The sequence below is a fragment of the Noviherbaspirillum sp. genome (assembly GCF_035627455.1).
Taxonomy (GTDB): Bacteria; Pseudomonadota; Gammaproteobacteria; order Burkholderiales; family Burkholderiaceae_D; genus Noviherbaspirillum.
Genome location: NZ_DASPLS010000029.1, coordinates 89,691 through 103,162, shown reverse-complemented (window position 1 = coordinate 103,162; position 13,472 = coordinate 89,691). Strand labels below are relative to the sequence as shown.

Genomic DNA, 13,472 nt, shown 5'->3' with positions numbered 1-13,472 from the left:
CTCGTCATGCCATGGAATCCAGGACAACTCGTCCGTCACATCGACGATCCAGCCAAGATCGGTACAGTTACCGATCAGACCCGGGCGCGCGCATCCGGCCAGCAATATCGCGTGAACTGGAATGGCCGGTTGGACTGGCACTACGACGAGGAGCTGGTTGCGGCCGATGCGGGCGGTGACGACCCACTGGAGCTGATCCGCGAAGGACGCTATGGGCGGGTGGAGGACTTGCGAAGTTTGCTGACCCACGTCCACCTCGCGGGTAGGCTGGCGAACGTGGTCTATGCCATGGGACTGACCCAGACGGAATTCTATCCACACCAGTACAAGCCGCTGCTGACCCTACTGGATTCACCGGTCAATGGGCTCCTCATCGCGGACGAAGTGGGCTTGGGTAAGACGATCGAGGCGGGGCTGATCTGGACCGAGCTACGCGCCCGCTATGACATGCGTCGTCTGCTCGTAGTTTGTCCAGCGATGCTTCGGGAAAAGTGGCGGGCGGAGCTCTCGTCACGATTCGGTGTCGACGCGCGCGTCGTCGACGCGGCGGATCTCCTGAAGGAGCTGGATTCGAGTGAGAACCACGAACGGGCATGGATCATCAGTTACCAAGGCATCCGTGTACCGAGCGGCTGGGACCCCTCGGGGAGTGACACGCCCAAGCGCTCGACCCGCGCCCGTCTCGCCGACCTCCTATACCGCAATGCCGATCGGGAGCCTCTGCTCGATCTGGTGATCTTCGACGAAGCGCACTACATGCGCAACGAAGAGACCGGCGCGTGGCGAACCGGCAGCCTATTACGAGACGTCAGTACGCATCAATTGATGCTCTCTGCCACGCCGATCAACCTCGCCTCTGACGACCTGTTCAACGTGTTGCGTCTCCTCGATCCGGATCATTTCGAATATCCTGAGGATTTCCGCAACGTCGTCCTGGCCAACCGTCCAGTGATCGCCGCGAGCGACGCGGTACGCGATCCGAAGAGCGATGCCGATCGAATCTTGGCGGCGATCCGGGAGATCAAGTCGTCGCGGTGGTTCGAGAGATCCGAGCGTGTCGATCGTCTGATCGAGGAGGTAGAGACGGTCGAGGAATGGACGAACGAGCGGCGCATCGATGTCGCGGCCAAGCTTGAGCGACTCAACCTACTCGCACACATCGTCAGCCGCACGCGCAAGCGGGAGGTGCAGTCCGAACGAGTGTTGCGTGACCCGACCGTATTCGAGGCCAAGATGTCGCCCGTGGAGCAGGAGCTGTATCGGGCGATCACCGAGGGCACGCGTGAATATGCGCAAGCCAACGGCATTGAGCACGGATTCTTGCTCTCCACACCACAGCGGATGGTGGCGTCGAGCCCCGCCGCCTTGCTTCGGACTTGGCGTGACGATGGGCTTGATGCCGACGCGCTGGCAGTGACGATGGACGAGACGAATGAAGACGAAGAAATACTGCGCGAGGCGTCGTCCGGCCTCAAACGCTGGCTGGCGCGGCGAGCGCTGCGTGAGTTCGACCTCGGAGAACTGATCCGGAACGATTCGAAGTTCGACGAACTCGCTCAGGCACTGAATCGATTTTTGTCTGAGGATCGCGAAGCGAAAGCCATCGTGTTCACCACGTTTCGTGGCACCGCACGCTATCTGGTCGATCGTCTGTCCGCTGAGAACGTGGAAGCCGGGCTGTTGATGGGGGGCACGGAGTTCGACAAGGATGCCGTGGTCTCTGCCTTTCGCGATGACCGCAACTGCCGCATATTGGTGTGCACGGACGTCGCGGCGGAAGGCGTGGACCTGCAGTTCTGTCGCCTCGTAGTCAACTACGACCTGCCGTGGAATCCGATGCGTATCGAGCAGCGGATCGGACGTATCGACCGCATCGGGCAACGATCCAAGCGCATCCTGGTGTGGAACTTCGTCCATAAGGATACGATCGACGCACTCATCCTTGCGAGGCTGGCCAAGCGCATCGGGGTGTTCGAGAGCACCTTGGGCGAAACGGAAGCGATACTCGGCCAGGTCAGACGGCTCGAAGATGTCCTATTGTCGAGGCATTTGACGGCCGAGGAAGAAGCGCGCCTGATCGAGGAAGTAGCACTGGCCATCGAGAACGCCAAGCGCAAGCAGGAAGAGCTGGAGCGAGAGGCGATCCAGCTAGTGGCTCACGGCCAGCAGTTGCTGGCCCAGATCGAGGCGGCGCGAGGCGAGGGGAAGACCGTCACCCGTCACGATTTGGTTCGATATGTCGACGGGTATCTCCGGAACGTTCCTGGTTGCCGGTTCGTCGCGGCACGTGGCGAATCGGACACCTTCGACATCGGTCTAAGTCCCGGCGTGGCGGCGGAATTGGACGAATTCGTCAGGAGGGAGAATCTGGTCGGAAAGACCGGTCTGGGTACCGGTCAGACGAGGCGTTGTCGCTTCACTGACACGATCACCGAGAAGCCTAAGCCCGGAGAGGAGATCGTCCATCGCTTTCATCCGATCATCCGGTTCCTGTCGCGTAAGACCGAAGACGATGGGGATCGATTTCCGCTCTATGCGTCCAGAGTCGCCGCCGGTAACGTCGCGGCGGGGCGATACGCTCTGATGGCAAGATTGGCGAGTTTTTCCGGCGTGAAAGAAGAAGAACACCTTCTTGCCGCCGTCGCACCCCTCGAACAGGATACGCCCCTCGACGATCGAGAGGCGGAGGCCCTACTCGACTTGGTCAGGGAAGCGGGGCTCGACTGGCCAACGGTGGCGGTCGATGTCGCTCCGGAAGCCGGGGTGGCGGCCGTAGAACGATGCGAGGAGATTCTCAGGGATCGTTACAAGGCACTGAAGGATGAAAAATGGCGCGAGAACCGAGACCGCGCCGACGTGCTCTCGCACCTATTGGATGACCATGTTCACAAGAAGCGGGAAGGATTCGAGAAGCGGATCGCCAGCCACGAGACCTTCGCTTCATTGTACGGGAACAGCTCTGACGGTAAACGACGCAAGGGCCTGGCGAACGCGGAACGGAAAAAGCTGGAGGATTTCCTGGCCAGGATGGAAACGCGCCGGGCGACGCTGGCCAGGAAGAGTCAGACCTTTTCGGCAGAGACGCGAGAGATCTGTGTGCTGCTAGTAGACGTGGTACGGGAGGAGGATAGGCCGTGAAGAGCTGGAAAGAACAACTGAAGGGTGTCAAACGAGCATTACATGAGGCGGACGTACTAGACGAGAAACGAGGTGGAAAGCCGGCCAAAGTGGACTTTGAGCCACCGAAATCTTGGATGACCGACGACCGTTCGATATCGAAAAGGGATCGCGAATCGAAGGAGGGTTCTCGCCCCGCTCCGATTCCGTCGAAGGCGACCGGCCAACAGACCAGTGTCCACCGTCAGGTCGCCTTGACTGCCCAGAATCCCGTCCGACAACCTGCCACTCCAAGCACCGCCAGTCCTTCGTCCGACGAGCCATTGGTGTCTCCCAACAGGACGACGACGCCACCCGCTTTCCGACCGCACATCGAGGGGCATGCCCTGACCATGCCCGACTGGAGTGGCGCCGGCAGGTCGTTGCAGCATCCCGACCAACAAGGCGGGAGAGCGGCGCCGATGATCGTCAGAATCGGTGTGGATTTTGGGACCGCCTTCACGAAGGTGGCGATTCGAGCAGGTATCGATCTGGTGCCCGTCGATTGGTCTCCGATAACGGGCGACCAATCGGCGACGGGGCGCTATGTGATACCCGGTTTTGTGGTCCGTGCGTCCGATGGAGTGTACTGTTGGCAGCGGCTTGCCGAATCCGAGATCCAGGGGAATCTCAAGTTACCGATCTTGGAGATGGCCGGCTGCGACAAATGTCCAACGGCCACCCTGGCTTATCTCGCCTTGATCATCCGCTATGCCAGAGCGTTCCTGTATCGCCACCCGGAGGTCGGGAGAAAACTTATGACGCGTTCGCTTCGTTGGGAGTTGAACGTCGGATGCCCCACCGAGCCGCACGAAAGACCGGAGATCGTCCGGCTGTTCGGTCGCGTCGCGCAGACTGCTTGGCGATTGGCGGCAATGGACGATCTCCGAGAGTCGAACATCAAGGTCGCATGGGAGACTGACAAAGAGGACGGCGGCTTGGAGGCGGAACCGGGCGTCGTGCCGGAGTTCGTGGCGCAAATCGCCGGCTACCTCGGATCACCCCAGTTGAGCGAAGGGCTCCACGCGCTGATCGACGTCGGTGCCGCCACTCTCGACGTGGCGACGTTCAACGTCGTCTTGCCGAACGATCTTGATTCATCACCACGGATCCCAATCTTCTTCTCGGCCGTCCGCCCATTCGGTACCCATTACCTATCCCACAATCGCCATTCCCGACTAGACCTTGATTTACTATGGGACGATGCTGCACCGATTGAGCCGGCCGATAGCTTCGCGAAACGACACGGCAAACGCCATAGCGAGGTCGATGCCGCCGATTCGGATTTCATGAATCGAGTCACGAGCTGCATCACCAGGGTGATCGACGGCACACGCACCAACGCAAGGGGAGACCCGCGAAGCCCGGCTTGGCGCGAGGGATTGCCGATATTCGTCACTGGCGGTGGATCTAGTTGTCAGCTCTACCGGCGGGTCATCGAAGGGGTACAAATCGACCTGAAGCGACGACTGGGTTCATCGAGCCGCTTCCGGTTCGTCGAATTAGACCCGCTCGGTGCAAACGCATCGCACTTCGGCATTGATTCCGGAGGAAGACTCTCCGTCGCGATCGGTTTGACGCAGGATGCCGAAAACATTGCTCGCGTCGTCCCGCATCGCGATGTCGAGCCGATTTTCCAGGTCGCGAAGGAGCGTGTCGACCATAGTGAGATCTATGGCGACCGGTGAATCGACGCAAAGCTTCTTTAATCGACAGGTATAGCGACTCGGGCGAATGCCGATGAGGTGAAATTGATGAAGGAAAAAGACAAAAACGAACCAAATGTAGGCGCAGACAAGCAGCCTCATGCCTGGATCGCCGTCGATCATGGTCTCGGCACCGATGACAGGATCGCGCCCTATACCTTGGTATTGAAGGGTGATCGGTCCTTGTATCAGGACATCGCCGAGGACGATTGGATCATCGTCTTGAATCCCGCTGGAGAAATCGTCCGCGCCGGACGTGTGCTACGGGTTCGCTCCGATCTTGAAGTCACCATGCTCTTCTTCGACCGGGTGTCCGCGACCGACGCACCCATGCCGGTTACCAACGCCTCGCTGGCTCTCCCATCTTCGGGAACCGTCGGCCGAATCCAGTGGGCGGAATTCGTCGCAGCGCTACACACCGCGCTAAACCAGACCATTGATGGCGTATCGACGGTCGAGGATCGAGCTTACATCCGCGAGTTGCTGCAACTCGCCGTGGTGGACGACTTGCTTGGCCCGGCGGGTGGCCCGCACGAGCGCATCGTCGACATGAGCGTGCGTGACCGTTATTTGGTGGGCAAGCTGGCACCACGCGAGGCGCCGCAAGGCGGCATCGAGGGGCTGGAGGGCCCGCTGGCAGAGGAAGATGTAGAGGAACCCGACGATCCGATCGCGCCCGGTCAGCACGAGCCCGGAGCCGAATTCGGAACGGCGACCGGACGCGTGGAACCTGAATCGGATGCAGCCGACGAAATCGACGCCGCCAGCAATCAATCGCTCGCACCCAGCAGCTTCGGTATGACTTTCTGTGTAGATGGCGACGTGGAGCGTATCGAGGTCGAGGCGCGCTGGGGGCAGTACGAGCGCGTGCCCAACGGGGAGCACGAACTGACGAGGCCAAATGGACAGAAAGTCAAGGTTTGGCAGCGTATTCCTTGTGGCGGGAAGCTGGTGCTGCCGCTCATCGAGGGCGTGATTCCTCATCAAGCACCGGACGCGCATCGTCCGGCGGTGCGGATACAGGGTTCCATCCGTGCCAAGAACGCCAACGGCGACCGCTTGGTGACGCTGTTCCTGATCAACGCGCAGGAAGAACCGGACACCAACCGTGACACGGCTTGGGTGTTCCAGCCGGAACTCATCGTGCGGGCGGAAACGGAGACTTCCAGTCGCGCCATCTTCCGTCGGCGTCCGGTGCTGGATGCTGACGGAATGGACCCCGAACGCGAGTCGTTGGAGATGATCTACCGCAATCGTGTGGAATTCGCGGTCGGACATGGAGTCGCCGTCCACGCGGTGACGGCAGACGACGTGACGCTGGCCACCGAAGTGCGCACGACCGTCCTGCCGCAGTACGAAGTGCAGGTAACGGAGACGCCGGGCCTCGATCCCATAGACCGTCCGGCAATGAAGGCGATGGTGGAAAGCGGTCTGCTCGACATGCAGCGCCTCGCCACGCTGGACGTCGCCCAGTTGTTCGATGCCCTCAACATGCTAACCAAGGATTACGCGGCGTGGATCGACGAGCAGCGTGCTCGCATCGGCAAGGACGTGATCGGGTACGATACGCAGGCTGGGCAAGCGCTGGATCGGTGTCAGGAGATCCAGATGCGCTTACAGCAAGGTATCGACACGTTGAAGAGCGACGAGAAAGCCTTGGCGGCCTTCCGCTTCGCCAACCGAGCAATGGCGATCCAGCGCGTGCGTAGCCAGTACGCGCTCGAAATACGGCGAGGCCGGGACGTCACCGTCGATCAGTTCGACCTGCCGAAGAACCGTAGCTGGCGTCCGTTCCAATTGGCGTTCCTGCTACTGTCGATCCCATCGCTGGCGGACCCCACGCATCCGGATCGCGTGCAGCCCATGGAAGCCCATGCCGATCTATTGTGGTTTCCCACCGGCGGCGGCAAGACCGAAGCCTATCTTGGCGTCGCGGCGTTCACCATGGTAATCCGACGCCTACAAGGCAAGCTGGGCGGATACGACGGTTCGCGCGGGCTAGCCGTGATTATGCGCTACACCCTACGCCTGCTGACGTTGCAGCAATTTCAGCGCGCCACTGCGTTGATCTGCGCAATGGAAAAACTTCGGCGAGATGCATTCATACGAGGTGATGAATCACTGGGTAGGGAACCCTTCAGCATCGGCTTGTGGGTCGGCAACAAGGTGACACCAGGCACGACTGAGGAAAGCCACTACGCCATTCAAGCCCTGCGAGATTCAGGAAAGAACAAAGCAGGGCGTACTTCACCTCTTCAGCTCACCAGTTGTCCTTGGTGTGGCTCTGCGATCGATCCGGGAAAAGATGTCGTTGTAGATAAGGATCGTGGCCGAACGGTGGTTTACTGTGGCGACAAGAAGAGCAGTTGCGCTTTCTCGCGCGGCAGATCGAGCAACCTTTCGCATCCCGGCATCCCAGTCCTGACCGTGGACGAGGAAATCTATCACCGCCCGCCGACGATGATGATCGCCACCGTGGACAAGTTCGCCATGATGGCGTGGCGTGGTCAGGTACGCACACTTTTCGGTCGCGTGAGCCAAGAGTGCGAGCGCCATGGTCTGCTCTGGCGCGAGGCGGACTGCTGCAACGGAAATCACCAGGCCGGGAAAGGCCTGCCCGCGGTCAAGATCAAGAACGTCGCGCCGATCCGACCGCCCGATCTCATTATCCAAGACGAGTTCCACCTCATCAGTGGCCCACTCGGCACGATGGTCGGCTTGTACGAATCCGCCGTCGACGAGTTGTGTGGATGGACGCTCGATGGCAAGACGGTCAAGCCGAAGATCGTCGCGTCCACGGCGACGGTACGTAAAGCCAAGGAACAGGTGAACAACGTGTTCATGCGGCACGTATCGGTGTTCCCGCCGCACGGCCTGGACGTGGAAGACAACTACTTCTCGGTTCAGCGTCCAATCGAGGACAAACCCGGAAGACGCTATCTCGGCGTGTGCTCCCCCGGTAGCTCGCGCCCCGCGATGCTGATCCGTGTCTACACCGCCTTCCTAACCGCTGCCCAGGCCCTGTTCGATCGCTTCGGCGACCCGGCCGACCCGTACATGACCATGGTCGGCTACTTCAATTCGCTGCGAGAGTTGGGCGGGATGCGGCGTTTGGCCGAGGACGACGTGCAAACGCGCTCCTATCGCGTGCAGATGAGCATGGTGGAAAGACCCGCGCTCGCGCAGCGCAGCGTCAATAACATCCGCGAGCTGACGTCGCGCGTCTCCAGTCAGGACATACCGAAGTACCTTGATGACCTGGAAGTCAAGTTCGGGGCGATGTTTGATGCGAGCACCGGGAAGTACGTGACGAAATGGAATGAAGGCGACACACGCGCGATCGACGTGGTGCTGGCGACCAACATGCTGTCGGTCGGCGTGGACGTGAATCGTTTGGGCTTGATGGCGGTCAACGGCCAGCCCAAAGGCACGGCGGAATACATCCAGGCCACCAGCCGCGTGGGTCGATCCTTTCCCGGCTTGGTCTGTACGGTTCTCACCTGGGCGCGTCCGCGCGATCTCTCGCACTACGAGACGTTCGAGCACTACCACGCGACGTTCTACAAGCATGTGGAAGCGCAGTCGGTGACGCCATTCTCCCCACGGGCGATGGATCGCGGCTTGACCGGCGCACTCCTTTCCCTGATGCGTCTGGAGAACGACGCCTTCAGTCCGAACGTGGGCGCAGGCGAGCTGGAAAAATCCGACAACCCCGAGGTCACGGAAGCGATTGACGTATTGGTGAGGCGGGCTTGGAATGTCAGCGAGACGCCCGCCATCAAGAATTTGGCCGAACGTGAATTGAAAGAACGTGCAGACGAATGGGCGAAAGAAGTGAGCGTTCCCGGCCGGACATTGGCTTACGAAAAGCGCGGCGCCCAGGCGGCGACGATGTTTGGGTTGCTCAAGTCGCCGGGCACTCACGCTTGGGACAATTGGACGGTTCCGATGTCGATGCGCGAAGTTGAACCGGGCGTACGCCTGATCATGAATACGGAACATATCTCGGACTACCACGGATGGAAACCTCGTCCGCTGCCCAAGAACGAGGACTAACCATGACTACGAATCGAACACCCGTCGGAGAAGTCCGACCCAGTCAACTGCTCTGGACATACGGACCCGGCGCCCTGATCGACTTGCCGAGCCTCTCGGTGGTGACGCTGGGCATTGACCAATGGGAGAAAGACAGGTGCCAGCCCATCGTCGAGCCGCGACTGCTCGCCGCCGTCCGCAAGATCCTCGGGCCACAGGTCGAGAATCTGCGCGTCCCCCCTTTTCAGAAGAGCGAGCTCGTCGACCCGTGGTCGGCGGAAGCGAACATTGGTGTCCCCGTCCGTCCGTTTCCGCGCTGGATGCGCTGCGTGAAGTGTGGTCTGCTATCGCCCTTCGATGCGGGCCTGGTCGAGATCAAGGAAAACCGCTTCCGTCCAGAACGAACCCGCTTCGTCCACAAGGGATGCAGGGGCTCCAAGGGTGACCAGCCCGCGAAGGATGCCGATGCGGTTCCGGCGCGTTTCCTCTTGGCCTGCCGCGATGGCCACCTCGACGATTTCCCTTGGCATTACTTCGTCCATGGCGGCAACAGCTCGTGCAAGGGGACACTGCGCTTCTTTGAAAGCGGAGCCTCGTTGCAGACGGAAAACCTATGGGTGAAGTGCGATGCTTGTGGCGCGTCGCGCAGCATGGCACATGCCTTTGGCAAGGCTGGAAAGGAAAACCTGCCGAGCTGCCGAGGCAGGCATCCTCACCTCGATCATTTCGACGAAGAGTGTGACGAAGAGGCACGGGCCGTCCTGCTGGGTTCGACGAACAGCTGGTTCCCAATCACGCTGTCCGCGCTCGCCATCCCACAGGCCAAAGACCCACTCGGCCAACTCCTTCAGGATGGGTGGGAGTTCTTCGATGATCTGGACTCTGAGGCCGCCGTCGCCGTGACGGTAAAGACGCTGAAAAAGACTGGGGCCTTACCGGGCATCGACAAGTACTCGGCATCGGATATCTGGGCGGCCATCGAAGCCAAGCGCAACGGCGGTGGAGAGGAGGTCGACGGTGAGGCAGACATCAAGGGGCCGGAATGGGAGGTGCTGACGTCTGCCAATCCGCCTTCTGACTACCCACACTTCATGAGCAAGAAGGTGGCCACGCCACCTGGCTTCGAGAATCGGATCAACAAAGTGTTACTGCTTGAGCGGCTCCGCGAAGTCAACGCACTATTAGGCTTCACCCGTGTGGAAGCACCCGAAGAAGCCAGCGATCCTAACGAGCGCCCCCAAATGGCGGGCCTCGCGCGCCGCAAGCCAGATTGGGTTCCTGCCAATCAGGTTCACGGTGAGGGCATCTTCATCCAATTCGACGAAGCCGCACTGCGCACGTGGGAAGCGCAGGATGGCGTCAATCGAGTGGATAGAATGCTTGAAGGTGGGCATCGGGGATGGCGCAACGCACGCCGCCTCGACCCAGACGAGGGCTACCCCGGTATCCGGTACGCCATGCTCCACACACTTTCACACCTGCTCATCCGCGAACTGGCGCTGGAATGCGGCTACAACGCGGCGAGCATCCGCGAACGCATCTATGCCGACGGGTCGGGCGCCGACCCGCAAGCGGGCATCCTCATCTACACGGCGGCGGCCGACTCCGATGGGACGCTGGGAGGTCTCGTCGATCTCGGCAAGCCGGAAAACCTCGGGCGCCTGTTAAGACAAGCATTGAATCGTTCGAAGATCTGCTCATCTGATCCGCTTTGTTCTGAGCATGATCCCGAGAAAGATCGCTCCCTTCATGCTGCGGCATGTCACGCCTGTAGCTTGGTGGCGGAGACCTCCTGCGAACGCGGCAATCGCTATCTGGACCGGTCATTGTTGGTTCCGACGCTGGAACGAATCGACGCGGCTTTCTTCCAGGGATTATGAAATGGAAAAGCTTTTGGACGCCGTCGCGGCCGTGGTCTGTCTGGTGTCTCCTGAAAAGGTGCACGCCATAGCCAGTCGGATTCGCCGGACCGATACCAGCAAAGTAGGCAGCACACTGTCTGGCGTAGTCGGCACGCCTGCGGCGGCTGGAGTCGTGGATCAGCTCGTTGATGCTTGGCGCGCGACCACTGTCAGTGCCGAGGAACTCGCATCAATGCTGCTCGCCGCCGGCCATGTCTTCATTAAGGCTGCGAACCAGCAATCCACCGAACTCGTCTGGACGGGACCGACGACGCCCTTCGTATCGGCTCGTCGAACAGAGCAAGCACTATTGCAAGTCATCAATGCAGCTGAGCATACCTTGTTCATCACCAGCTTCGTTGCCTATGACGTCGCGAGCATCGTCAAGGCGCTAAATGTGGCAAATGACCGGGGAGTAGTCATTTCCATGCTACTCGAATTATCTCAGGACCACGGTGGAAGCATCAGCTTCGACGCGATAGGTAAGATGAGGACGCAAGTCCCCGCCTCGCGACTCTACGCCTGGCGAGACAAGGCCGCTCCCTTCATCGACGGGCGCGTCCATGCCAAAGTCGCTGTAGCTGATGGCAGGATGTGTTTGATCACCAGTGCGAACTTGACTGGGCATGCGATGGATAAAAACATGGAGGCTGGCGTTCTCATCTCAGGAGGCCACATTCCCCAACTATTGAGTGACCACTTGGGATTCTTGGTCGATACGAAATTGGTTTCATCGGTGTAGGATCAAGAACTATTGTTCGTTGATGTAGATAAAGGGTAGTGTGCTGTTCAAGAACCCTGCCAATTCCCAAGGCATCCTGCACCGAAGTGTGAAGGCAGGTGGTTTTGCACCATCTGCAATGTGAACACCGCGCTGTTCTGAATGTGCTGATGTATTAGCGCGTCAACGCGAGCGGCGAAAGCTCAAACACGTATTGTTTTCGGAACGCCAAAACGGCAGGGCGATGCAGCATACAGACTTGGTCTGGTTCTTCAGTTTTGGGAGGAGGCACGCGCCGCGCGCCTGAGCCGCCTTGCCTATTCTTTATTCATCTTTGCAACGTATCCCACGCGGACGGTTTGACAGCCTCTTCAGCCGGCCCCTGCGGTGACCACACTCCGAAAAGTCCTACTTCTGAGAGTAACCGGTCGCTACCCCTACATTTTTTGATTTCCTGAGCAGCCAGTCCTGCGAGTCGTTCGTACCAAACGTGCGAAAGCGTCTCTGCAAGACTTTTGTGTCATTGCAGGCGACTACACTGAATAGGGTATTGGCGGGTTAGGCGCCATAGCCCAATCCACACACATAACGGGGGTGCCGCTTTTTGACCCATTAACATAGGGATAGCCCCCGGGACACTCGCTACCCAATGCACCGTGGGAAGCACACTGCAAGTTCGCCGTTGAAACGTTTCCATCCATGCTTTTGCGACCAGGAGGCTCTATGACGACAAGCGACACCAAGCAGCAGACTCTGGTAACCAGGACCGCACAGACCGAGCAGCGGTATCGTCAGCTGTTTGCCATGTTCCGCAAGCTGGCACAACAAGCTCTTGATGCCGGCATGGCCGATGCAACGGTGCCAGAACCGGTACGTATGGTAGCAATCTTCTTGGCGCGGGAGGCAAGCTGGTCGGCCGCGACCGCGCGCACCTACCGGGCCTCACTCGTTTTCGGCCTGCAGCAACTTGATGACGAGGCTGTCACCCAGGCGTTGGAAATGCTGTATCACGTCGGAGAGGACGCTGAGGACCGTATGCGGCGCCAGATGTCGATGCAAGAAGAGCGTCGACAACGTAAAGAGGGACGGCCGGTCGGCGGCCAGCAAAAAGCAAAACGGTTTTCCAAGGCACAAGTCAACCGCCTACTGGCAGAACTGCACACATCGCGCAGCCAGTGGGCCGATGCAACCAGCGATTGGTTCATGGCTGGAGCGCTGACCGGCCTACGCCCTTGCGAGTGGTGCCGTGCCGAACTGATCGACAGTGACGGGCTGAGTGCGCTACGGGTACAAAACGCGAAAGCCACCAACGGCCGTAGCCATGGCCCAAACCGCACCATTCTGTTGGCTGATCTCGATGGCTGGCAGCGTGCTCTGATCGTGCGCCATCTCGTGCGAGTACAGGGGTACGCGCGACAGGAGCGCTTCGAGAAGATGTATGAAGCCTGCCGTCAGCTCATCCGTGATGCCGCAGACCGCGTGTTTCCGAAAGACGTCCGGCACCCAACTCTCTATACCGCGCGCCACATGTTCGCCGCCAGTGTGAAAACCATGTTCAGTCAGGCAGAGGTTGCCGCGCTGATGGGGCATGCCTCCATTGAAACCGCCGGTCGTCATTATGCCGAACGATGGAGTGCCAGCGGTGTTGCAGGTGTGCGCCCCAGTAATGGGGACGTCGAGGCGGTCCTCAATCGAAACTCATCGCGATCCGGCGCCGAGCCCCTGCACACGTTTGTAAAGAAAGTTCATCCGTAGAGGCTCAAGCCATCGTGCTGCCGGTCTGCTCAGGTTCGGCAGCACCATCTTTTGCATGACCCAGAGACTCGAACGCTATAACCTCCCACAGCGCAGATATAGCACCGCGATGTGGGCGCGCCGGCAAACGAACCACCGTCCTGGACCACCAGGGAGTCGGCACTACTGCCCCAGGGTGACAGCAGATGCCTGCTGTGT

6 protein-coding genes are annotated in these 13,472 nt (G+C 59.9%); all 6 read left to right on the top strand.

Annotated features, from left to right (window positions below; translation table 11 throughout):
- Nucleotides 1-6: 6 nt before the first annotated feature.
- The 6 genes from drmD (at nucleotide 7) to VEC01_RS05410 (ending at nucleotide 13,274) form a co-directional block, all read left to right on the top strand.
- Nucleotides 7-3,138, top strand: coding sequence for a DISARM system SNF2-like helicase DrmD (drmD, locus tag VEC01_RS05435; protein ID WP_324899526.1), 3,132 nt, complete (start codon nucleotides 7-9; stop codon nucleotides 3,136-3,138).
- Nucleotides 3,135-4,844: a hypothetical protein gene (locus VEC01_RS05430; RefSeq protein ID WP_324899524.1), complete on the top strand. Its 1,710-nt coding sequence runs from the start codon at nucleotides 3,135-3,137 to the stop codon at nucleotides 4,842-4,844. Before drmD ends, VEC01_RS05430 begins: the two co-directional genes overlap by 4 nt.
- Before the next feature lie 66 nt (nucleotides 4,845-4,910).
- The gene (gene drmA, locus VEC01_RS05425) at nucleotides 4,911-8,918 is read left to right on the top strand and encodes a DISARM system helicase DrmA (protein ID WP_324899522.1); all 4,008 of its coding nucleotides are present in this window, start codon (nucleotides 4,911-4,913) and stop codon (nucleotides 8,916-8,918) included.
- A gap of 2 nt (nucleotides 8,919-8,920) precedes the next feature.
- On the top strand, nucleotides 8,921-10,777 hold the full coding sequence (locus VEC01_RS05420; protein WP_324899520.1) for a DUF1998 domain-containing protein: 1,857 nt from the start codon (nucleotides 8,921-8,923) through the stop codon (nucleotides 10,775-10,777).
- 1 nt (nucleotide 10,778) lies between these two features.
- Entirely contained in the window at nucleotides 10,779-11,540 is a 762-nt protein-coding gene (gene drmC, locus VEC01_RS05415; protein ID WP_324899518.1) for a DISARM system phospholipase D-like protein DrmC, read from the top strand.
- 702 nt (nucleotides 11,541-12,242) lie between these two features.
- The gene (locus tag VEC01_RS05410; protein WP_324899516.1) at nucleotides 12,243-13,274 is read left to right on the top strand and encodes a hypothetical protein; all 1,032 of its coding nucleotides are present in this window, start codon (nucleotides 12,243-12,245) and stop codon (nucleotides 13,272-13,274) included.
- Nucleotides 13,275-13,472 lie beyond the last annotated feature (198 nt).

Excerpts from the sequence above, each read along its gene's own strand:
- drmD (WP_324899526.1), top strand. The coding sequence starts at position 7 with ATGCCATGGAATCCAGGACAACTCGTCCGTCACATCGACGATCCAGCC.
- drmA (WP_324899522.1), top strand. The coding sequence starts at position 4,911 with ATGAAGGAAAAAGACAAAAACGAACCAAATGTAGGCGCAGACAAGCAG.
- VEC01_RS05420 (WP_324899520.1), top strand. The coding sequence starts at position 8,921 with ATGACTACGAATCGAACACCCGTCGGAGAAGTCCGACCCAGTCAACTG.
- drmC (WP_324899518.1), top strand. The coding sequence starts at position 10,779 with ATGGAAAAGCTTTTGGACGCCGTCGCGGCCGTGGTCTGTCTGGTGTCT.
- VEC01_RS05410 (WP_324899516.1), top strand. The coding sequence starts at position 12,243 with ATGACGACAAGCGACACCAAGCAGCAGACTCTGGTAACCAGGACCGCA.